Source organism: Pontiella sulfatireligans (assembly GCF_900890705.1).
Lineage (GTDB): Bacteria > Verrucomicrobiota > Kiritimatiellia > Kiritimatiellales > Pontiellaceae > Pontiella > Pontiella sulfatireligans.
In genome coordinates, this window is record NZ_CAAHFH010000001.1 from 1,420,305 (window position 1) to 1,442,560 (window position 22,256).

Below are 22,256 nucleotides of genomic sequence, written 5' to 3' on the forward strand. Positions count from 1 at the left end.
AGCCAATCATCTTTAGTGGCTTAGGAAGCTATGATTACCCCACGGGAATCAGTAACAATAATCATATATCCCTTGAACGCGTCTCCCCGCAGCTTTCCATTGAGCGTATATTCGGTCATCGTAATCATATCGGTCTTCAGCTCGTAGTAACTCCTTGTTCCTTCCGGCATGTAGAATTCCTCTTTGCCGGAATAGTACAATACACCTTTGCCCCCATGATTTTCTTCCGCGATGATAAATAGCTCTATGTAGAGAGCCTGGCGATAGACCTTGCTGGAAGACTGCTTTATCCGTAATCAGATCCGTCACATAGCCCTGTTCGCGGTGTTCCCCTTTCTCCGTAATAAAGTCCGGATTATAGTAGTGCCCCTGCCCGGGAAGTATTTCCCAGTGATCAAACCCTTGAGGTTCCGTGCCCAAATGCCACTTCCCGATTACGGCCGTCTGGTAACCCGCCTTGCCGAGCATTCGTGGAAAGGTCTGCTGGCCACCGTCAAACTGGTCTCCGTTCGAGCGAAAGCCATTCATGTGACTATGCTTTCCTGTCAGGATTGCCGCCCGACTGGGTCCGCAGATGGAGTTACATACGAAGCTGTTTCTAAACAACACCCCCTTGTCCGCAATGCGGTCAATATTCGGTGTCGGAGCGAGGTCCGTTAGGTGGCTGCCATACGCACTGATCGCGTTGTGCGAATGATCGTCGCTGAAGATCCACAGAATATTGGGTTGCTTCGGGCGCGCCGCCTGAGTGCAGACAGCCAACATTAAAATGATGCATGTTGCATAAATTGGACGCCTCATGAAAACTTATGAATCGAGTTGATTCAGCGCATAGGCATAGGCACCGATGCCTACGGCTTCGCTGGTGCCGAGCACGGAAATACCGATGCCTATCCGCTTCAGTGGATCGTAAGCCAGCGTTTCGCCGATTCCTGGGACTGTAATTTGCTTGGTTTCACCCTTCGTAAATTCAACAAGCTGGCCAGCATCCTCGAGATTGAAGGTTTTCTGAACGATACGGTCGAGTTCGCTTCCATCGTACTTCTTGATCGAACCCCTCATTGCTTCGAGCACGGCAGGCATGAAAAGCTTATGCCCATAGGAGAGGCCGCCGCCGAGCACAATAAGGCCATCAAATAAGGTGGCAACAACCGAGAGCGCTTCGCCGACTACTTCACCCAGTTCCCGGTAGGCTTCGATGGCAGCGGCTTTGTCGCCTTCAGCCTTTCCGAGCGCAATGTCTTCAATCTCCTTTGGACTCGGGGCATTGGCCGGATCGATACCGGCATTTTTAGCATAGCTGTTTTTCACGGCGCGAATGCTGGCCCCATCTTCAATAAAACATTCGGGACGCACCTTGTTGCGTAATAGCCACACTTCGGTCGCGTTGGAGTTGTCGCCGATGAAGAGCTGTCCCTTATGAACCATTCCACCACCAAACCCGGTGCCTAGCGTAACACCAAACAGCGTCTGATAGCGCTTAGGGCTTCCGGCTTCTTCCAACATTTGATTCACCTTCGGCAACAGCCCTGCGATGGCCTCACCGTAAACAAACAGGTCGCCATCGTTGTTGATGTAAACCGGCATTTCAAACTGTTTTTCCAGCCAGGGCCCCAGCGGTACACCGCCCGCGAACGCCGGCAGGTTGCCGACATTGTCGATGATGCCGTTGGGATAGTCGGCCGGACCGGGAAAGGCGAAACTGATCGCCACCGGCTTTTCGTCCAGCTTATCCATGACTTTCCGGAAACCGTTTTTGATGGTTTCGAGGCTTTTCCCGAGCTCTTGCGTTTCAGTAGGAAGGCGTACGGGGTCAATAATTTCCTTATTCGACTGGATCGCGGAAAACACAAAATTGGTTCCGCCGGCATCGAGCGTCAGGACGATACGTTGGTCTTTTTCATAATTCATAATCAACTCTCCAGATTAAGCGTTTGCTTTCCCGCCCTTAAGGGACAGCACAAAAAGGTAGATGAAACAGACACAAGGAATCACGAACGAAATTGCGTTGAGTCCGGCGTCAACCAAGCCGCCCATCAATAGCGGAACCAGCGCGCCGCCGGAAATGGCCATGCACATCAGTCCGCTCAGTTCACCGGCGCGTTCCGGACGTTCTTCAACCGTGATCGAGAAGAGCAGCGGCCAGATGTTGGCAAAACCAAGCCCGCCCAAAATCACACCGGCAATCGCCAGCGAGGTATTGCCGGTCATCAGCAGACCCGCGCCCACTGCTCCAAGCAGCGCCGATACGCGAAAGGCCGGACGCGGTTTTACCTTGCCCAGAATGATTCCGCCGACAATACGGCCGACTGTCAGCAATGCAAAAAAGAGCGCGGGCCCAAACTTTCCTGCCGTAACCTCATCCATGCCCATGGCTTTCAATATGGGAAAAAGGAACCGCGCCATACAGACTTCCGCTCCGACATAGAGAAAAATACCGAGAACAGCCAATGCGAAGACAGGTTCCTTGAGCAGACTCAGGCTGCTTCCAATGCTTGGAGGAGTTTCAGGTTTACTTTCTTCCACTTTAACCAAAGCGACCGTCACAAAAGCGACCGCCATCAAGACAAAAAAGATCGGGAACATACCGCGCCAGCCCATATTCTGGAACAAAGCGATCGCGGTGATCGCAGTTACCAGATAGGTCGCTGCCGTACTGCCAAGCCCCTTGAAACCCTGAGCGAAACTCAGGTTGCGGCTATAAGCGCCTTCTCCGCTGACTTCGCGCATGATCGGATTGCCAGCAACTTGAAGAAAGGTGGTCCCGATACCCAAGACAAAGATGCAGAGCAGCAGAAGAGCGAAGCCAGGAGCGATCAAGCTCGGCACCAGCATTGCCGCGGCGTTCAGGCCGAGTCCGAGCAACAAAAGCTTTTTCATTCCAATCCGCGCGGCCAGCAATCCGCCCGGCACACTGAAGGCCGCAAAAGCAATGAAGACGAAAAAAGAAAGCATCGTAGCCATTACGTTGCTCAGATCATATTGTGTTTTTACCGCATCGGACATCGGCCCCATCGCGTCTGCGACACCCATCACAATAAAGGCCATAAAAATAGGCAGTGTTTTAATTTTCATATGCATTTCCCTTCGATGTTATAGCTCCATAAAATGAATGCTCTTGCTGTTTATTTTGCATCCCGTCATCTGGCACGACATTTCCTGTGAACCCACCATGAAACCAATAGCGTATCGGCTTCGAATCAGTTCACTAACCCCCCAAAGAAATAACAATCAGGTTGTTCCTTGAGGTTTCGATGCAGATACAGCGCGAGCTCTCGCATATGGTAGTCGCCCCACATGCAGGATTCACCATAGGCTATCTTGCTACCTTCCGGCACATAATCCCAGCCATTCGGCTGATGATAGATGGAGTGCAGCAAGAGTCCTTGATGGGTTTCGTCACGACTGATGTACGGATCGCCCAACATGGTTTTTGAGGCAGTCAGTCCGGCCTGCCAATAGCGTTGCCCCTCTTCAGTATCCCGCCCCAGATAACGGCCGAGACGCAGTAGACCCTGGGCACCGATTGCTGCAGCGGAACTATCAACCGGCTCCCACTCATTGAATGGATCGGCAGGGCGGTTCAGATAATCACCCAGCCGATGCAGGTTCGGCGCGCCACCGTCCCAATACGGAATACCATCCGTCGGGGTATTGTCGATAAACCAATCGCAGGAAGCCTTGGCGGCTTTCAAACAAATCGCTTCCAGTTCTGTGCGCCCTCCGAACGGTTCCAGCTCAGCGTCATCCAGCACTGCCAGCAGTTCGAGTTGTTCGGGGAAGCCGAGCATGGCCCAAGCCACACCGCGGGTCCAGGTGGTGAACCCACTGAAACCCTGCTGCGAGTTCGGGCAGCGGAAGTTGCCGTCGTTCACATTAAAGATGCTTTCGTGCGCCGTACGCCCCCATTCATCATAGGAATCGCGCCCTTCGCCGTAGAAGACGGAATATTTGGCCGTGGCTTTCAGATGATCGATCGTCCGGCCAAGCAAGCTGATGCTACGATCATTTTCGCCCATCAGGGAATGGCCGAGCAGATGCGACACCATCAGACTGCGACAACTGCGGACCGTGTCGACAAAGAGTGAATGCGGACCATTAAAACTATACATATAACCACCGTCCGGAAGATCGGTCCAGCGATTGGCCTGAACAGCGCCTGAAACTTTCAGGGCCATCATATAAAACTGGCGTTCAAATTCGTCCGAAGGAATCCTCCCTTCGTTCATCAGGCGCAACAGGTTTCCGTAGGTGGAAACATTGTTGAAACCGTGGTCGTGCACGCCGACATGACTGACGTGCGGGGCCATTTGCTCCACGGTTTGCCGTTTCCCCAGCGCCAGAAATTCTTCATCGCCGGAGGCATCATACTGAAGGATCGCCGAACCAAACTGGAAACCCTGCGTCCAGTCGGTCCAACCCTTTGGGATATATTTTCCCTGCCAGGTAAATACCGGAGCGCCCTGGGTTGTGGTGTATTCCTCTTCTATCAGACGGATTTTCTGCCCGGAAAGCTCCCAGAAGGTTGCCAGGTCCGACGCCAGACAACCAAGGTTGATTTCATTATCAACGATCATCCGAAAATTCCATCTTCTGTCATGCGAGCAACCTCTTCTTCCGTATAGCCGATTTCCAACGCCACATCATGGTTGTGCTGACCCAGCCGCGGGGGAAACTGTTTCAGTTTGGGCGGCGTGCCTTTCAATCGCACCGGCGTGCCTAAAAGCTTCAGCTCGCCCACCTCGGGATCTTCCATAGTGACAATCATCTTGTTGCAGGCAATCTGAGGATCGCGGGCGGCCTCTTCAAAACTGTTGATTCGGGCACACAACACGCCTTTGCTTTCGAGCTCGTCCATCCAGTCATCGGTGGTTTTCCCCAGAAAAGCACGAGCCAAAAGGGCGTTGAGCTGATTTTTATTTTCGATTTGCAGCTCTTCGGTGCTGAACACCGGTTTCTCCGACAGATCTCCGAGTCCCAAGGCGGTTGAGATATCCTTCAGAGCATTTTTTGAAAAAACGGGCGATATTTCAATGAAGCCATCGAGCGTCTGAAACGCCTTGTGTATAGCCTCCTCGGTTCCGCCCACGGCAGCAGGTCGATCAATTTTCTGCGCATTCAAGCGCGATGCCGCATCCCACGCGTGGGCATGGAACGCCACACTGAGCAAGTCGGTGGAAAGGTACTGCCCTTCGCCGGTCCGGTTGCGGTACAACAGGGCGGTTAGGATACCGATCATCAGGTTCAGCCCAGCCGGATAGTCGATGCTGATGCCACCGGGAATGGGCGGTTTTTCAGCATCATAAAAGGTAAACCAACCGCCTTCAGCACGCGCCATCATATCGTGCCCGGCGCGCCCGCGCTCAGCATACGGCCCTGTGTCGCCCCATCCATTTGACGAGGCATAAATCAGTGCGGGATTGATTTTCTTGAGTTCGTCATAGCCAAAACCGAGTTTTTCCATAACGCCCTGGCGAAAGTTGTGCACCAGCACATCGGCCTCTTTGACCAGCTTGCGGATCATCTCCTTGCCGGCCTCCTGCTTCATATCGACGGTGATGGATCGCTTGTTCCGATTCAGGTTAGCAAATGGCAGGGATACATCCTTGATGAACGGGCCCCATGACCGGCTCCAGTCACCGGAACCGGGACGTTCCACCTTGATGACGTCCGCGCCATAATCCGCCAGAATTTGGGTGCCGACGGGGCCTTGATACACATGGCTAAAGTCGAGGATGCGAATGCCATCCAATGCGTTTTTCGTAATCATTCTATTTCTTTCCTTTTTTCGATAAAAAATCATGCAGCCGTTGTTTGGTATCCGGATCCTGCAGGCAGCTGACAGAACGGAACGCCTCCACGGCGGCGTTTTCATCACGAGCCGCCCGTTCCTGATCATTTAATATCGTTTTAAATTGTTGGAGCGCGTTCCGATTGTTGGAAATTACTAAAGCTGTAAATTCATCCAGCTCCTGTTCCAGCGCTACTTTGTTTCCCACAAAATCGACCAAGCCAATCTCTGCGGCCTTCGCAGCATCCATCATTTTTCCACTGTAGTAATAATATTTGGCTTTCACCGAACCGATCCGGCCGGCCAGGCGACGCGTGCCGCCCCAGCCGGGAATAAAGCCCAGCCCTGCTTCGGACTGCGCCAGCTGCGCGGTGTCCGATGCAAAGATTAGGTCGCATGCCACGGCCAGTTCCAACCCACCACCCATGGCGAAGCCTTCCACCACAGAAACGACCGGCATTGGAAGATCTTCGAGCATATTGAGCACGCGATGCCCCTGCATCACCCAGGGTACAATCGTCTGTTCATTGGTATGCTGGAGCATATTGATATTGGCTCCCACACAGAAGAAACGTTCGGAGGCGCTGCGGACCAGGACCATTCTCGGCATCTCTTCCAACGCTTTCGCAATACAACGTTCCAGTTCTTCCAGAACATCGTTATCCAATGTCGGTGGCTTGCCTTCCGGGGGTGCCAGAAGAATGGTTGCCACGTCTCCGTCAATCTCATATCTGATATGTGTTTTTGTCATGCTATTTCTGTATTTCTTCTACTACTGGTTTTCCGTTGATTCCTAAAATATCATCCAGGCTTCCAAAGTTGCCAAGCACCGTGCCGGCCAGCGTGGCAATCAAAACGCCCAGAAGCGTTAACTTGCCCGCTTTGGTCTTCGGCGCGGGATCCTTGAAGTAGAAGACGCCCCACAGCGCATTCACGGCCACACAAAGCGAAGCGAGGGTGTAGCCCGGTCCCGGGCCGATCGCGGCAACCATCAGCAGCATCATGAAAAAGCCCAACGCCCAGAGTCCGCCTGAACTCATAGCCTTGATATAATCGAGCGGTTTTTCCAGCTTCGGAGCCGTGCGTGTCAGCGCGACCATAATGGAGGTACCAATCAGCATGCCAACCGCCAGCGGCAAGGCCGAAGCCCAGGGAGAAATCTGCGCGAGCTCCGTACTCGTTTCCGATACGTATGCGGCCGGAATATAGAAGGTCCCCCACAGGATCCCGGCACCGACAGCACCCAGAAGTCCTTTCACCTTGGACTTGCTGGAGTCTTCTTCTTCGCCGCCTTTACCGATAATCATCAGCACACCGACGATCATCAAAATCAACGACACGAGCCCGACCACCCAGGTCATGATCGAACAGTCGCGGAACTGACCGAACAGGGTCAAACTCCAGATAAAGGAGACGATGATATTCAGCGGTGCCCAGATCCCGAATGCCTTGGCAATCCCGATCTGGTTGCAAGCCACAAATGCGCAATAGGCACTGATGGCCCAGATCAGGCCGCCAAGCACCGGCACCCATGCGATCCCGGTTGACAATTGGCCGAGCTCGCCGCGGCCTAGAACAACCAAAAACGCGATAATCGTGGTCGCCAGTGCAACGAAAAAGGTTTTCCCCTGTTCATTTGGAAACTTCACCTTCTCTGAAGGAACCAACCATGACCCCCAAGCCATTACACAAATCACTGCATATATAATTCCTATTGTATCCATTTTTCTCTCTCCGTTATTTTTTAGTCAAAGGTCTCAAGGTCAAAGATCAGAAAGTCGGAATATTTGACGTTCCGACCTTCAGACTGCGGCGAATCCGCTACCACCACGGTTGCCGTTTTCCCAGACTGAACAGGATGCTCTTCTCTTCCGTATATTCTTCAACCGCCCGGCTTCCGAGTTCCCGTCCAAGCCCGCTTTGCTTGTAGCCCCCGAACGACAGCTCGGCATGGCCCTCCAGCCAGGTATTCACCCAGACGGTTCCGGCTCGCAACTGGCGCGATGCCGTCATGGCCTGATTATAGTCGTTGGTGAAGATGCCCGCTGAGAGACCGAAGTCCGTTCCGTTGGCAATGGCGATGGCTTCTTCCAAGGTTTGGAAACGCACGATGGAAAGTACGGGGCCAAAGACCTCTTCGGTCGCCACCGGAGAATCCGCCGGAACATGATCAAGGATGGTCACCTCAAGATAACGCCCCTTTTTAGATTCCACTTTTCCCCCGCCCATGCAGACCGTTGCTCCTGCTTCGCGTCCAGTCTGGACGTAACCAAGGATTTTTGCTTCCTGGGTTTCATTGATGATCGCTCCGATTTTGGAATCGTCTTCCAGCGGATCACAGACCTTCATTTCGTTGGCAAAATCTGTCAGGCGTTTCACAAACTCGTCGGCAATACCTTCCTGCACGAGAATCCGGCTGCTGGCGTTACAGCATTCTCCCATGTTGAAGAACGCGCCAAGACGGGCTGCATCGACCACGGAATCGAGATCGGCGTCGTCCATCACAATCATCGGATTTTTACCGCCCAGTTCCAGGCAGACCTTTTTGAGGTTGCACGCCGCAGTCGCGGCAATCGCCTTACCGACGACAATCGATCCGGTGAACGAAATCATTTCGACATCTTTGTGTTCACACAGGGTTTGGCCCACGGGGTTGCCGTAACCGGTCACCACATTAAACACGCCGTCCGGCACGCCGCACTCCTTCAGGATCTCTGCCAGCAGCAACGTGGTGGCCGAGGTCAGTTCGGAGGGCTTAATAACCGCGGAACAACCAGCGGCCAAGGCATAGGGCGCTTTCTGACTGGCAATCAGCAACGGGAAGTTCCACGGCGTGATCAGCCCGACCACTCCGATCGGCTCCCGAAGGGTCATGGAAATGGTTCCGGCACCGAGCGTGTTGCAGCTTTCGCCGTAGAGATGGCGGCAAAGTGCCGCAGCATGTTTCCAAAGCCCCGCCGCCCATTCGACTTCGAATCCGGCCTGCGTCAACGGTTTGCCGCTTTCCAGTGTTTCCAACAGCGCCAGTTCTTCTTTGCGCTCAATCAAGCGATCGGCGACGGCATAAAGTACCGCAGAACGTTCTGCGCCGGAGATTTGTGCCCACGTGCCGGATTCAAAAGAGGCTTTAGCCGCCGCTACGGCTTTGTCCACATCCGCCGCCGTTCCTGCCGGAACCCGGGTCACCTCACAATCATGCGCCGGGCTCATACGGGGGATGGTTGCCCCGCCTTCAGATGGCGTCCACTCGCCATTAATCCATAACTCAAACGATCTGGGTTGTTCCGGAATTTTCATATGCATCTCTCCTGATTGTCCATTGTTAACACTTAAAAAATCGCCATTCATCCGTACCTACGTGATGAATGTATAAATTATTTACCGTCGAACGGCTTGACGATATTCTTTTTCAGCGCCGCAATGGCGGCCTTTTTATCGCCCTTCTCGATCGCATCAGCAATCTGCCGATGTTCCTGATGGCTTTCCGTAAGCAATCCATGCCTGGAATACGGGAGGCGCATACCGCCGAGCAGCGGCAGCCAGACGGATTCCAATCCAACATGGCCGCATTCTCGTAACAGCAGGCGATGGAACTGCAGATCCAATTGAACCACCGCGGACATATCCTTGTCTTCGCAGGCCATTTTGAACATCCGCAGATTCCGGTTTATCTTATCGAAAAAACCCTCGGGGGTACTTTTGATCAATTCGGAAATGGCAAAGCATTCTAAATCAAAACGCACCTTCGCCATAACGGGAACAAGCTTCCCTTCCCAAAGTTTTGCGACCCGCACGCCCTTATTCGGTACGCTTTCGAGCAGCCCTTCCTGTGAAAGCTGAAGCAACGCGTCGCGGACGGGTCCACGACTGACCTTAAACCGTTCGGCCAAGGGAATCTCGCGCAACGCTTCGCCCGTCTCGAATTTGCCCAGAAGCACTTCTTCTCTGAGCCGGTCAGTTACCTGTTCGCGTACGTTTCTGTAATCCATTGTTTTACCTATTGCTATGTATATTCAATTCGGGAAGCCACCACACATCGTGGCGGCGTTACTTTCCGTCCGCCAACGGGACCGGTTCTGAATTAACGCCCCATTTACTGGGCCTGGATCCCATCTTAAACTCCAAGTGGCCGCCACGCATAATATCCGCATGGGTGATCCACATATTGTTCAAGGGTCTTCCATTGAGTTTCACGGACTGGATGTAGATATTTTTATCGGATAGTCCCTGTGCCTTAATCTGGAAGGTTTTCCCATTTTCCAACGGAAGCGTAAAGTCTGGAAGTAGAGGAGAACCAATCACATAAATTCCTCCGCAGGGATTGACGGGATAAAAACCCATGGCGCTCATCACATACCAGGCCGACATCTGTCCGGCATCCTCGTTGCCAATGTAGCCGGCCGGTTCCGGTTTATAGAATTCCCGTGCAATCTGATGGACCTTTTCCTGCGTCTTCCAGGGCTGGCCGATATAGTTGTAAAGGTACGCCACATGGTGGCAGGGTTCGTTTCCGTGCGCATAATCGCCAATAAGTCCGGACACATCGCCTACCGCCGTTCCATCTTCATTGGGCGGCATTGTGAATAGTGTATCGAGACGCTCGCCGAATTTCTTTGGGCCGCCGACCAGATCGATCAGGCCGTACACATCGTGCGGGACAAAAAAGAGATACTGCCAGGCATTCCCTTCTGTGAATTCGCGATCTTTCGGATCTTCACGATGATAAGCGCGTGGAGCGAAGGGTTCATAAAACGTCCCGTCCTCCAGCTTCCCGCGGAAAAAACCAGTTTTTGGATCCCATACCCGGTGATAACTCTGCCCTCGGGCGAGGTAGTCCGTGGTGACCTTCTTATTACCCGTTTTTTCAGCCATCAGCGCTACGGTCCAATCATCGTAGGCATGTTCCAATGTGAGCGAAGTGCCGGAGCGGGTCAACTCGTCGGGGAAATAGCCCAGCCGCAGATAGTGCTGCTGGCCGTACCACTGCGGATAGTTATTAAACTTCATTTTCGGGGCGCCCGGCTGCGTGGTAGTCGCCAGCAGCGCCTCCATAATTTGTTCCGATGGAACATCAACCAGCCCCTTCATCCAGACATCCACCACGACCGGCACCGCATGGTAGCCGATCATGCAGAAATTTTCATTATGGTGCATCGCCCAACTCGGCAGCATGTGGTGCGAGCTTTGCGACTGGTGCGAGAGCATCGATTTAATGAAGTCGCCTGTGCGTTTCGGGTGGATGATCGTATCGAGCGGATGCAACGCCCGGAACGTATCCCACAGCGAGAAAACTGTATAGTTGGTGAATCCGTCGGCTGTATGAATCTCTTTATCGATGCCCCGATACTCGCCATTGACGTCCTGATCAATACCGGGATGGATCATGGTGTGGTAGAGTGCAGAATAAAAGGTTTCCAGATCGTTCTCTGGGCCATCCGCTGTGATTTTTCCTAATTCCTTCGCCCACTTCGCTTCTGCCGATTTCCGCACCTTCCCAAAATCCCAATGCGGGATTTCCGTTTCAAGATTTTCCATCGCGTTTCGCATGGAAACCGGCGACACGGAAATTTTAGCCTGCAGGATCTTGCCGGGCGCAAAACCGAAGGCGGCGATCATTTTTGATGATGCCAGTTCAGGAATATTTGGATAGTCCAAGTTACGGACCTCATCGCGAATCATGTAATTCGCCATCGGCTCGGAAAATTTTAAAGCGAAGTACGTGAACCGGCTGGTGGCCCAGCGCGAATCGGTGATCCGGTATCCCGTCACCGTATACGGGTCGTTTACGCGGACGTAGGCATGCTTAACCCCGCTGGCCCCCGGAATGTAGTGTTTAAAATCCATCAGCACCTGACGGTTCTCGCCTTCTGGAAACGTGTAGCGATGCATCGCGACGCGCTCGGTGGCCGTCAGCTCGACGTTAATGCCGTAATCCTGCAACCGCACCTGATAGTAGCCCGGCTTCGCCATTTCATCATCGTGCGAAAAACGCGAACGGTAGCCGCTCTCCGGCTTATGCTCCGCGCCAGGCTTCAAGGGGACATCGCCCACGGTCGGCATGAGCATAAAGTCGCCCAAATCAATCAATCCCGTGCCGCTCAGATGGGTCTGGCTGAAGCCGAGGATGGTGGTCTTGTCGTAGTGATACCCCCCTGCAGAATGCCACTCGCCGACCGAGCAATCCGGCCCCGGCGCAACCGCGCCGAATGGAACGATGGCCGCAGGAAAGGTATGCCCGTTATACCCCGTTCCTATGAACAGGTTCAGGTGATCCATCCCGTCGGCGGCAAAACACGTCGGCAAAGCCAACAGGCTTGCCGTTAAAATTGATATGTGGCACTCAGTCATTCGTTCAGCCCTTTACAGCCATGCGTTCCGATCCCTTTTCCCGAATACGATCGAGCGCCTTCTGCATCTTTTCCGCCATCTCCGGGAACTGATCGATGACGTTTTCCGTTTCAGCAGAATCCTTTTTCAAATTGTAGAGTTCAGGTTTGGCCAGCTTGGGATTCTTTTTCTGCCTCGCCTTATCCGCAGGCCGCAGCGCCTTGTTCTCGATATATTTCCAATCGCCCATTCGGATCGCTTTAACGCCCTTCACATCATTCTGGACCATCGATTTCCGGGCATCCTTTTTCGCAGCGTTATTCACCAGCTCGGAATAGAAACTGAAACTGTCCGGCGCGGCGGTCTTCGGATCCAGCACTTTCCCGGACAGCAGCTCCTGCAGCGTGGCATAGATATCGACCAGATTGATCATGCGATCCGACTCGGACCCCGCAGCAATCTTTCCCGGCCATCGGACAATAAAGGGCACCTTGAAACCGCCCTGCCAAATCAGGTGCTTATCCCCTTTAAGGTCGCCATTCATTTTAAAGCCCTTTTCCCGGGCGAGCTCCTCTTCCGGGCAAACATCGCCGCCATTGTCGCTGGTAAAAATCAAGAGGGTATTTTCCAGAACACCTGCGGTTTCCAATGCCTGGATAATATCCCCTACGCTGTTATCCAGATCCTGAATAAAATCGCCATATGCACCGATCCCGCTCGTTCCGATGAATTCATCACTGGGCGAAATCGGGTGATGCACCGCGACCGGCGCAAAATAAAGGAAGAAGGGTTTGCCCGGTTCATCCTTGACGGTTTTAGCAATCCACTCACCGGCCTTGTCCGACAGATCCTGCGTAACATTTTTTGCAATCGCCTGAGGCGCGTCATACCCGTGATATTGCTGTCCCTTGTAAAAACTTTTCCCGTACGGGGTTTTACCTTTGGAACGCAGTCCCCAGATGGATTCGTTCTCCACGTAGATCCGGTCCAGCCAATCAATATTGTTCGGTATGGCAAAATGATAATCAAACCCGAGCGACCGGGGCCCCGGCTCCAGAGGTTGCGCAGACAGATCCTTCACCATTTTCATGTTCGTGTAACCCAGATGCCACTTACCGATGTGTGCCGCCTGATAACCAAACTCTTTGAGATATTCCGGCAGCGTCACCAGCTCCGGTTCAATCGCCAACGGTCCTTCCGGCGGACTCAGCACGCTGTGCTTCATCACGCCGCGCCAGGCATAACGCCCAGTCAGGAACGCATAGCGGGTCGGACTGCAAACGGAAGCCGGCGTGTTGGCATCCGTAAACCGCAGCCCTTCCTCGGCCAACCGATTCATGTTCGGTGTTTTAATATGTTCAACGCTGGCGCCATAACAATTGGCGCTGCCGCAGCCAAAGTCATCAGCCAGAATCACCACAATGTTCGGCCGGTCCTGCCTGTCCGCCGAAGCTTCAGCGGAGGAGGAAGCCTGTCGAAGCGGCGCCTGCTGTGCCGCGCCCTGTGCTGTCATAGTTCCAATGATTGGAAAAATCATCCATTTAAATATTCGATTCATCATCACATTCCTTCCGTTTTTACGTACGTCAAAAAGTCAAAAGTCTGAAAGTCAAAAGTCCAATCAACCGACCCGATGCACTTGCAACCGACCTTCGACTTTCGTCATTCCGACCTTAAGACCGCGGCTCCGCCGCCTTCTTATTCATCTCTCGTTGGAACTCAATCACCATGCCGCGCAGTTTGGTTTTAATCCGCCATGCCTCAGCCACGCTCTTCGCCTGCTTTTCGCCCGCTTTCGGCCATGTGGCGACAACCTCTGTGGTTTCGCCCGGATCGTTTTCCAGATCATACAGCACGAGATTCGGATGCAAAGCCAGCTTCCATTTCCCAGAACGCACGGCGGCCAGCGCGCCATGGCTGCCGTGATAGAAAAAGGCGTTGGCATACTCCTCCCGCGTAAATTTTCCGGACCATTCCTGATCCAGTTCATACCACCGCCGCAGGGGTATTTCGGCATTCAGGGAAACCGATTTGTCGAAAGCGGGAATGTCGTCGGTTTTGCCTTCCAGCATTGCGCTCAAGTCCCGACCGTCGAGAATGACTCCCTCAGGAATGGGAATGCCCGCAATGGAAGCCAGCGTGGGATACCAATCCATCGCGTGGCAAACCGCACCGGCCTCAAACCCTTTGCGGATGCCAAGCCCCGGCCCGTAAGCGATGGCGGGAACCTTCAGGCCGCCTTCGTAGGTGGTCAGCTTGGAACCGCGCAGCGGCTGCTGATCGTTTCGTCCCGGCCAGCGTCCATTGTCCGACACATACAGGACGATCGTATTCTTATCGATTTTAAGACGTTCGAGCGTCTTCATCAGCCGGCCCACGTGGTAATCCATTTCCTGAATGGCATCGCCATATTCCTGATGGGCCGTCCAGTTAGAACTGCCTCTGAATTCCGGACTCACACCGAGTGGATCGTGCAACATGGTGTGGGGCAAATAAAGAAAGAACGGTTTGTCCGCGGCCGCCTGTTTTTCAATCCATGAAATGGCTTCATCCGTATATTTTTTCGCCAGCTGTGCCGGTCCCACGCCGCGCTCGACCACCTCTTCGTCGTTGAAAAACGGCATACCGCCCATGTCATCAAAATGAGAAACCTCGAATGAATCCATGTTGTGCCGAATACCGTAATAATGATCGAAGCCCTGATTGAGCGGCAGGAACTCTTCCTTGAAACCCAGGTGCCACTTGCCGATACACGCCGTGGCGTACCCGGCACCTTTAAAGAGTTCGGCCACCGTCAGCCGTTCTGCCGGAATGCCCTCTGTCGCATCCGGCCGATGCACCCAGATTTCGTTACCGGTTCTGCGCGGATAACACCCTGTAATCAGGCCGGCTCGCGAAGGACTGCAAATCGGCGCGGCGGAATAGTAATCGGTAAAACGAACTCCATTTTTCGCCAGCGCATCAATCCGCGGCGTCTTAACCTCCGTCGCGCCATAACACCCGAGGTCATAATATCCCTGATCATCAATGAAGATGAAAAGGACGTTTGGTTTATCCGCCGCCAGCGCTGAAGGCAGGGCCAACGAGGATAGAAGGATGGTCAAAAGGGCGAAACACCAAGACCTGATTGTAGATGACTTCATTTAAGATCGACCTCTCGGTTGAGTGATTTAGAAAGCACTGGTTAAACCTAACAGGATGCATAATCTCAGATTGTTAACATTTTACAAGCGTAAAATGTACAGAGCCCATTGGCGTTCGAGCGAAGCCCCTTCCCTGCACCGACTGACAGATACTCCCTCCGTTAAACTCCAGGAGCACTACAAAGGGTAACGCACGTAGTTCGTTCGGAGTCACGAGCCTTTTGAGACTGGTTGAGGAGTGCGGCGCAGCCGCTCTGGAGTGCGCCGACCCCGTCGGCGCTTTTCGCACGACCAGCCCAGCAAAGAGCGGAGACGGGGTCTCCGCACCAAAGCGCTTCGCGCACAAAATAAGACATGAAAGTTCTAACCATCGTTCTTTTAGCCTCACAATTGAGAGACAATTGCGCGCAGATGATTGGGCGCGAATAACAACCAATTTCGCAAAAGGTTTTAGGGTGCAGGAACGGTTCACTTTGCGAAGCAGGGCCATGAGTTTGCGATTGATAATTTGCGCAGAAAACAACGAACAAAGAGAGAGGTTCACGCGTTGATCTGTTGCAGGGGAATCGGTGCAACGGATCAATGCTGATAAATCGATAGCCGCAAAGAGGCGCAAGAAGCGCAAAGGATGTAGTAAACGAGCACGACGAAAGTCACTTCAGCAGAACCTTTTATTGCTCCACAGATGACTCCGAAATTTCACCCCCGACCAATTTATAAACCTCGGTTCCCGCCACTAAAAACGCGCCGATGCCGTAGACCTCAGTTTTTTCGCCGTACGAATCCCCGGGCGCCACACCGACCGGCTGAACGTAGCCGAGCATCCCCTCTTCGCTCACACATTCCGTCAGCGCATTCCATGCTTTGATAATGATAGGTTCAAACGTGGCGCGATCAAGTATTCCGTTATTCACGCCCCAGGCCAGTCCAAAGGTAAAGAATGAGGTGCCGCTGGCCTCCTTGATGGGATACCCCTCAACCCCTCCAAGCAGCCCCATGGACCAGGTGCCATCTTCTCGCTGACACGTAACCAGGCTTTTGGCCATCTGCTTAAAGAGGTCGATATAAAATGCGCGTCCGTCCCAATCCCGCGGAAGGTCGGGAATCATCAGAGCCAGTCCGCCGAACACCCAGCCGTTTCCTCGCGCCCAATAAAGTTTGCTTCCGTTGGCTTCTCGCTTCGGGAAGCAGGAAGAATCCCGCCAGAAGAGATGATCTTCTTTGTCCCACAAAAGGTCATAGGTGGCATGGTATTCCTGATCCATGAAATCGAGATATTTTCGGTCTCCCGTAACTTTCGCTAAACGCGCCCAAACCGGAGGCGCCATAAACAGCGCATCACACCAGCCCCAACGATGGTGGGCATCCGTCGGCCGAGCTCTCCAATCCAGCGTTCCGGTTCTGGGGTTTTCCAGAATCGAGTCGAACTGCTGTCGTGTCGGCTGGAGCATAGCCGAATCGTTGCACTCCTCGTAGAGCGACAGGTAGAGCTGGCCGACCGCATGGTCGTCGGCGTGATAGGGTCGCCGGTACAACTGCCACTCATTGCGTTCACCGATCATTTCCAGGAAAGCGGTATACTTCTCCGGATGATCCGCAATGGAACGCCACTCATTCATGCCCGCATAGAGCGCCCCCATGTTCCAAGACAGATCATGGTGCTTACCGGGCCTCTTACCGGTCTCCTGAAACCGCTGCATGGCTTTACCAGCAAGCGCGCGATATTCCCCGGAATCCTCAAAGGTTTCGATCTGCCAGTCGGCCACCTTCTGCGTAAGGGATTTGACCGATTCCGGTTTCGGATTCTGATCCGCGCAGGCCATAACCGCTGCGCAAAAAAGGAATACCAAAGTCACTTTACCATTCAAATCAAACCGCTTATTTAACATTCGTTTCATCCATTCCTTATCTGCTTCGCACAACCAGCTGTATCGTATGAGAGCCCGATGCCACGTGTACCTCAAGCCATCCAGCTCCGGAACCTGTCAAAGGAGCCGGATTCCCGTCTATGTTTACCGCGGTGATGCCCGAGCAGAAGAACTTCACATTCGCGCCTGCCGAAATGATCCGTCCCAGTTTATCATTCATAAACAGGCTGACCTCCGCATCGGACTCGAAGCCCCTGCGTTCCGAGGCTCCATCATTGAATTTAGTTCCTTTGCGAATGAAATAGGTTTGTAGACTTCCAGCAACCTGACGGTAGACGGTCGCCATTCCCTCAAAGCAAACCCCTTCGCGGGTAACTTCTTCAAGTTGCGATGCGCTTAAAACCGTATCCATGACGCCGTCACCATGATCAAGCGCGACTCCACTCGCTTCCGGTAAAGAGACGCGCGTCATACCGGCGACCGGATGCGCGTCATCATGCGGGAAGATGACGGAGACGATGCCGGCCTGTCCTTGTTCATCGGTTGGATAGGTTGCGTAGAGATATTTTCCATAAAACTGACTGCAATTAGAATAAGAGCCCTTATAGCCGACTTTGATCTCCACGCTCTCTGGCGGGGTGCCCTGGAAGACCGTCGACTGAACCGGATGGCCACTGTAGTTGCAGCCTTCTATATTCCATTGATAGGTCTGCTTTTCGGCGACCACAACCGGATCTGATGCGGAGTTGGGATGCAGTACCACATTCACCGAAGCAGAAGCATCGGTGGCATGAACTTCATCAATGAGGATGAAATAGCCGCTCTTTCCATCCCGCGGTTTCACAAAAACAACGTTGCGCTGATGGTGTCCGTTGGGCAGGGCCTTACCGGAACTGCCACTGGCGTATTCAATGTCGCATCCAACGAAACCTTCCGTAATTCCAGCGCCCTGCTTATCCACATGGTCGACGCCATTGATTAAAACGACATTGGAGGATTCCGCGGTATTATGGATCCACTTCCATTCGCCATTGGCCCACCCGTCGTACCCGGAATTGCGGAAAATATGCTCCCCGTATGCGGCGATGTGGATCGCGTTTACATCTTTGTGGGCATGGCTTACCGGATGCATGTTCAGGTTCCATAGTGCGACGGCCAGCGCCCGGTCCGAATCGGCATCTTCCATCAGCCAGGCCCCGCCATCTTTAAAAATGCGACTGGGCGGGCTTTCTGCGTCCAACGGAGCCACATCGCATAAGAGATAGTGCAACAGGCGCCCTTTAACAAACTCGTCTCTATAGGTGCCAATGGTGTGGGCGGCATAGCGCTGCGCCTTTTCGGAGAATCGATTGGCCCGCAGCGCGGCGACGGACCAGTGATCAAACTCTTTGGTCGGCGGGGTATCGCCGAACGTATAACTTTTTCCGAAAGGCGTCATCACATAGCCAAAGACCCATTCATACAGCACCTGAAATTTGGGCTCGGAATAAAACTCATGATAGCCCTGAACTTCACACACATCCATAAAGGCTTTTTTCTGGATGCGCTTATCCATGTACAACCGACTTCGCGTATAGCCCGGTCCGGCGGCAAAAACGCCGCTTTCGGAAGTCTCTTTTAGGATATAGTTGCGATAGGCCTTCTTCTTCTCTTCGAATAATTTTGTATTACCCTGATGATACAGTTCTTTCATCCCTTCGATGGCATATCGGCTTTCCCGCCAGGACGGTTTGTGGTGATCGGCAATATAGTCGCAGTCCTCCTCCATGGCCTTTCGAACCGACTCAGAAAGGTCGTGATGCATGATATCCAGGGCGATATAGGTCATAAAGGCAGTGCTGGCCGGCCGGACGCTGTAGAGATGACCTCCGCCGCCCGGTCCCTGTTTTTCTTTTTCCGCGCGTAAATAATTCATCCCGCCGGCTACCTCCGTCTCCATCTTCCGGAGATAAATAGACTTATGGTCCGGGTCGAGGATATAGGCTAGCGCGCACGCGCTAACGATGTCCTGAATGCGATAGCAGTCGAGTTCATAGGCCGCGATCGGCTTGTCTCTACCCGTGGGGGGCGCGACTTCCTCCGTGCGCGGAAAGGATAAGTTCGTCGCATCATGAATTGCCTTTTCTTTCATGGCCGACCACGGCCATTTTCCAGAACGCGCGCGTAACTGCGCAAATTCCGGCTCTGTCACAATGATGTGTGGATGAGTATCGACGGGAGCCGAAACTGCTGCACAAACAAACCAAAGCAGACTTATGAAAGACAAGGTCAGCCCGCGTATGGGATTCCAAAGATTGGAAAATACTGGTCGTTTCATTTTAATAATCATTGCTTTCCTTGTAGACGGAGAATGGGTGACTGACACTGTCCATAAGTTTGTATATTGTTTACAACTTGACCTCAACGCTCTATTTCGGAATATTGATTCACAAGAACTACGTTGTTTTCTAAACCGTCTAAAAACACATTCATAATCATTCTATTGCGGTTAACCGGCTTAGCCGTCCCGCAATTTTAAGAAAAAAGAAAACTCAGCACTTTGACCACTATGGTTCGGTGGCGGCATTCGAATTTGATGCGTCTAAAACCCAGTTCAGAGGGAGCGTAAAGGCATGAATAAAAGGAATCCTGTACATCCTAGTACGCCAGCTATAAAGGATCTTAAAACAATCGGGACAGGCATTGCGTGCTTACTGATCTCCATTCCATTTTCCTCAACGGCTGAAGAACCTGTTTTTGATACGACCAGGCCCTCGCTGGAGTTCAGAAATTATAGAGACAAGACGAATGTTCCGGAATGGTGGACCGAGTCGATGAAGACACGGGAACAGCGGGTCGCGTGGTGGAAAGAAGCGCGCTTCGGCCAGTTTATGCACTGGGGTGCTTATTCAGTTCTCGGAGGCGGATACGAAGGGCAGGAAATGACCGGTCAGTATGCCGAGCATATCGCCCGCGTCTATAAGATCCCCAAAAAGGATTACATCGAACAGGCGGCGAGCAAGTTCCAACCCGAGCAATTTAATGCCGACGAGTGGGTGCTCCGCGCAAAAAATGCGGGTATGCAGTTTTTTGTGATCACCGCAAAACATCATGACGGCTTTGCCATCTATCACTCCAAACATTCTGACTTTGATATTGAGGATGCCTCCAAGTGGTCCAGAGACCCCCTGAAAGAATTGTCAGCGGCGTGTAAAAAACATGGCCTTAAATTCGGTGTTTATTATTCGCACGCTCAGGATTGGTATATGCCGGGCAATACCCAAAACAATTGGGATTTTCCGGGTAATCCAGCAACCAGTGCTAATGAAAAGAAAATGGGGAATGGCAAATGGTATGAGCAGGATACACCCGAAGTCAAAGCCCATATGATTAAGGCTTGGGATTACTATGTGAATAAATCTATCCCACAGGTCATTGAACTGCTTCAGGATTATGATGTGGAATTTATCTGGTTTGATACGGCCTCCTGGATGCCGCCGGAATATAACATTCGCGTTCTGGAAACCGTCAGAAAACTAGCGCCTGACACGCTTGTGAATTACAGAATTCAGCATTTCTATGGCGATTATGAAGGCGGGCCCGATAGCCCCATCGTCTTCCCGTATAAAGACAACGACTGGGAGTGCATTCAGTCCACCTTACATTCTTGGGGTTATAATAAATTTGATGAACATAACCGTCGTCCTACCGATTACTTGCTTAAAATGTTGGCCACGGTGGTGTCCAAGGATGGGGTCATGATGATCAATATCGGACCCAAAGGTGATGGCACCTGGACCGATGGCGACATCACAACCTATAAAGAAATGGAAACGTGGTGGGCAAACAACGGCGATTCTATTCGTGGGGCCGGCATGACGCCACTCGCCGTGCATAATTGGGGCGTAGTTACGGGCAAGGACAACGATCTTTATCTGCACGTCTTTGATTGGCCGGCAGATCGTAAGCTCAGAGTGGGCGGACTTATGAGTACGCCGGATTCAGTCGTCTTAACGGAAAATAATCAATCGCTTTCCGTCAAACAAAAGGACGGCCTTCTAACCATCGACGTACCTGTCGAACCGGATACCCCCTACCATAGCGTGATCAAACTGAGTTTTTCCTCTGAGCCAAAGGGGGAAAACCGCCGCCCGCTTGAAGCTACTGTTAATAACCGGCTTCATGTCTATGACACGCCTTTTGTCAGTGATGGTTTATCGTACAAAAAAGGAAAAGGGTTTGAAGCCTATTTCACGAATTGGAAGAAGCCTGAAGATCACGTGACCTGGAAGGTAAGCGTAGAAAAAAAGGCCGAGTATAACGTTCACGTTATCTATGACCTTCCACCTGAAGGAAAATTCGATGACGCCTACCAGATCACCATCGGCGATCAGCAGCTCACCGGAACGGTCAATTATGAAGGCAAGATCGATGAGCGCTATATCAACGAAGAGCTGAAGCTGATGAAAATGGATTCCACCAAATCCAAAAAGACGGTAATGGTCGGCGATTCTTTAGGGACTCTTAGCTTAGAGCCCGGCAAGTACGACCTCAAGCTGAGCGCATTGGATGGGATCAGCAGCACGGAGCTGTTCAGCCCCAGAACGATCATTCTCGAACCCGTTCTGAAATAACGGAATGAGAGAAGTCTTAAGCAATTCAGGGTCCCGTGTCGGAAAAGGTAGCGTCCGCATGGAAACCGACTACGGGCCATGCGCGCCCTTTTGTGTCAAGAACAGTCAGCGCCTGACAATTCATTGTAATCAGTTCGGCCTTGTTCAGGATCACTTTTTTTGACTCGCCCGAGCCAAGGGTGAATTTAGCAAATTGTTTACGAACGCGCTTCTCAGCCTGTGGATTGTGAACATCGTTTATATCCAGATAGGGCGTCGGGAAGCACCTTTTTTGATTGCCGTCACGCCCCTCTATCCCTACTAGCTTAAACCTGTGTTTCCCCTGATTTTCCAGAGAGAGAACGATTGTTTCTCCCTCCATGGAAGCTTTCGTTAACAAGGGACCATTCCCGGATTGCAGACCCACGAGGGAGAATAACCAATCGACGAGTTTATCGAAGGCATCTTCGATAAGAATAAAGAGTATAAATAGTGCAATCCCGAAAACCACGATTATAACGGTTATTACATTCAT

At 52.5% G+C, this 22,256-nt stretch carries 16 protein-coding genes and 1 pseudogene; 1 reads left to right on the forward strand and 16 read right to left on the reverse strand.

The window, feature by feature from the left end; genetic code table 11:
* Window positions 1-20 precede the first annotated feature (20 nt).
* The 15 genes and pseudogenes from SCARR_RS28785 to SCARR_RS04925 form a co-directional block, all read right to left on the reverse strand.
* Window positions 21-170 carry a hypothetical protein gene (locus SCARR_RS28785; RefSeq protein ID WP_246044428.1) on the reverse strand — a complete coding sequence of 50 codons (150 nt, stop codon included), beginning with the start codon at window positions 168-170 and terminating at the stop codon, window positions 21-23.
* 124 nt (window positions 171-294) lie between these two features.
* Window positions 295-801 (reverse strand): annotated as a pseudogene (locus SCARR_RS29240) (sulfatase-like hydrolase/transferase); the annotation flags it as partial.
* Window positions 802-807: 6 nt separating this feature from the next.
* Window positions 808-1,911 carry an ROK family protein gene (locus SCARR_RS04865; RefSeq protein WP_136060387.1) on the reverse strand — a complete coding sequence of 368 codons (1,104 nt, stop codon included), beginning with the start codon at window positions 1,909-1,911 and terminating at the stop codon, window positions 808-810.
* 15 nt (window positions 1,912-1,926) lie between these two features.
* Complete coding sequence (locus tag SCARR_RS04870) at window positions 1,927-3,075, reverse strand: MFS transporter (protein ID WP_168433002.1); 1,149 nt, start codon at window positions 3,073-3,075, stop codon at window positions 1,927-1,929.
* Window positions 3,076-3,200: 125 nt separating this feature from the next.
* Entirely contained in the window at window positions 3,201-4,577 is a 1,377-nt protein-coding gene (locus SCARR_RS04875; protein ID WP_136060389.1) for a glycosyl hydrolase, read from the reverse strand.
* Window positions 4,574-5,770, reverse strand: a complete 1,197-nt coding sequence (locus tag SCARR_RS04880; protein ID WP_168433003.1) for a CaiB/BaiF CoA transferase family protein — start codon at window positions 5,768-5,770, stop codon at window positions 4,574-4,576. Before SCARR_RS04880 ends, SCARR_RS04875 begins: the two co-directional genes overlap by 4 nt.
* A gap of 1 nt (window position 5,771) precedes the next feature.
* Entirely contained in the window at window positions 5,772-6,542 is a 771-nt protein-coding gene (locus SCARR_RS04885) for an enoyl-CoA hydratase/isomerase family protein (RefSeq protein ID WP_136060391.1), read from the reverse strand.
* Between the two features lies 1 nt (window position 6,543).
* Window positions 6,544-7,515, reverse strand: coding sequence for a GRP family sugar transporter (locus SCARR_RS04890; RefSeq protein ID WP_136060392.1), 972 nt, complete (start codon window positions 7,513-7,515; stop codon window positions 6,544-6,546).
* Window positions 7,516-7,612: 97 nt separating this feature from the next.
* Window positions 7,613-9,088 (reverse strand): aldehyde dehydrogenase family protein, encoded by a 1,476-nt coding sequence (locus SCARR_RS04895; RefSeq protein WP_222846178.1) that lies wholly within the window; start codon window positions 9,086-9,088, stop codon window positions 7,613-7,615.
* A gap of 77 nt (window positions 9,089-9,165) precedes the next feature.
* On the reverse strand, window positions 9,166-9,780 hold the full coding sequence (locus tag SCARR_RS04900; RefSeq protein ID WP_136060394.1) for a GntR family transcriptional regulator: 615 nt from the start codon (window positions 9,778-9,780) through the stop codon (window positions 9,166-9,168).
* 58 nt (window positions 9,781-9,838) lie between these two features.
* On the reverse strand, window positions 9,839-12,139 hold the full coding sequence (locus SCARR_RS04905) for a GH92 family glycosyl hydrolase (protein ID WP_136060395.1): 2,301 nt from the start codon (window positions 12,137-12,139) through the stop codon (window positions 9,839-9,841).
* Between the two features lie 4 nt (window positions 12,140-12,143).
* Entirely contained in the window at window positions 12,144-13,679 is a 1,536-nt protein-coding gene (locus tag SCARR_RS04910) for a sulfatase-like hydrolase/transferase (RefSeq protein ID WP_136060396.1), read from the reverse strand.
* 112 nt (window positions 13,680-13,791) lie between these two features.
* The gene (locus SCARR_RS04915) at window positions 13,792-15,222 is read right to left on the reverse strand and encodes a sulfatase family protein (RefSeq protein WP_222846179.1); all 1,431 of its coding nucleotides are present in this window, start codon (window positions 15,220-15,222) and stop codon (window positions 13,792-13,794) included.
* A gap of 710 nt (window positions 15,223-15,932) precedes the next feature.
* The gene (locus SCARR_RS04920; RefSeq protein WP_136060398.1) at window positions 15,933-17,159 is read right to left on the reverse strand and encodes a glycoside hydrolase family 88/105 protein; all 1,227 of its coding nucleotides are present in this window, start codon (window positions 17,157-17,159) and stop codon (window positions 15,933-15,935) included.
* 7 nt (window positions 17,160-17,166) lie between these two features.
* Window positions 17,167-19,446: a heparinase II/III domain-containing protein gene (locus tag SCARR_RS04925; RefSeq protein WP_168433004.1), complete on the reverse strand. Its 2,280-nt coding sequence runs from the start codon at window positions 19,444-19,446 to the stop codon at window positions 17,167-17,169.
* Window positions 19,447-19,741: 295 nt separating this feature from the next.
* Between SCARR_RS04925 and SCARR_RS04930 the strand changes: the two genes are divergently transcribed.
* Window positions 19,742-21,742, forward strand: coding sequence for an alpha-L-fucosidase (locus SCARR_RS04930; protein WP_136060400.1), 2,001 nt, complete (start codon window positions 19,742-19,744; stop codon window positions 21,740-21,742).
* A gap of 25 nt (window positions 21,743-21,767) precedes the next feature.
* Here the strand turns inward: SCARR_RS04930 and SCARR_RS04935 are convergent, their stop codons facing one another.
* Entirely contained in the window at window positions 21,768-22,256 is a 489-nt protein-coding gene (locus SCARR_RS04935) for a hypothetical protein (protein ID WP_136060401.1), read from the reverse strand.

Excerpts from the sequence above, each read along its gene's own strand:
- SCARR_RS28785 (WP_246044428.1), bottom strand. The coding sequence starts at position 170 with ATGCCGGAAGGAACAAGGAGTTACTACGAGCTGAAGACCGATATGATT.
- SCARR_RS04865 (WP_136060387.1), bottom strand. The coding sequence starts at position 1,911 with ATGAATTATGAAAAAGACCAACGTATCGTCCTGACGCTCGATGCCGGC.
- SCARR_RS04870 (WP_168433002.1), bottom strand. The coding sequence starts at position 3,075 with ATGAAAATTAAAACACTGCCTATTTTTATGGCCTTTATTGTGATGGGT.
- SCARR_RS04875 (WP_136060389.1), bottom strand. The coding sequence starts at position 4,577 with ATGATCGTTGATAATGAAATCAACCTTGGTTGTCTGGCGTCGGACCTG.
- SCARR_RS04880 (WP_168433003.1), bottom strand. The coding sequence starts at position 5,770 with ATGATTACGAAAAACGCATTGGATGGCATTCGCATCCTCGACTTTAGC.
- SCARR_RS04885 (WP_136060391.1), bottom strand. The coding sequence starts at position 6,542 with ATGACAAAAACACATATCAGATATGAGATTGACGGAGACGTGGCAACC.
- SCARR_RS04890 (WP_136060392.1), bottom strand. The coding sequence starts at position 7,515 with ATGGATACAATAGGAATTATATATGCAGTGATTTGTGTAATGGCTTGG.
- SCARR_RS04895 (WP_222846178.1), bottom strand. The coding sequence starts at position 9,088 with ATGAAAATTCCGGAACAACCCAGATCGTTTGAGTTATGGATTAATGGC.
- SCARR_RS04900 (WP_136060394.1), bottom strand. The coding sequence starts at position 9,780 with ATGGATTACAGAAACGTACGCGAACAGGTAACTGACCGGCTCAGAGAA.
- SCARR_RS04905 (WP_136060395.1), bottom strand. The coding sequence starts at position 12,139 with ATGACTGAGTGCCACATATCAATTTTAACGGCAAGCCTGTTGGCTTTG.
- SCARR_RS04910 (WP_136060396.1), bottom strand. The coding sequence starts at position 13,679 with ATGATGAATCGAATATTTAAATGGATGATTTTTCCAATCATTGGAACT.
- SCARR_RS04920 (WP_136060398.1), bottom strand. The coding sequence starts at position 17,159 with ATGAAACGAATGTTAAATAAGCGGTTTGATTTGAATGGTAAAGTGACT.
- SCARR_RS04925 (WP_168433004.1), bottom strand. The coding sequence starts at position 19,446 with ATGAAACGACCAGTATTTTCCAATCTTTGGAATCCCATACGCGGGCTG.
- SCARR_RS04930 (WP_136060400.1), top strand. The coding sequence starts at position 19,742 with ATGAATAAAAGGAATCCTGTACATCCTAGTACGCCAGCTATAAAGGAT.
- SCARR_RS04935 (WP_136060401.1), bottom strand. The coding sequence starts at position 22,256 with ATGAATGTAATAACCGTTATAATCGTGGTTTTCGGGATTGCACTATTT.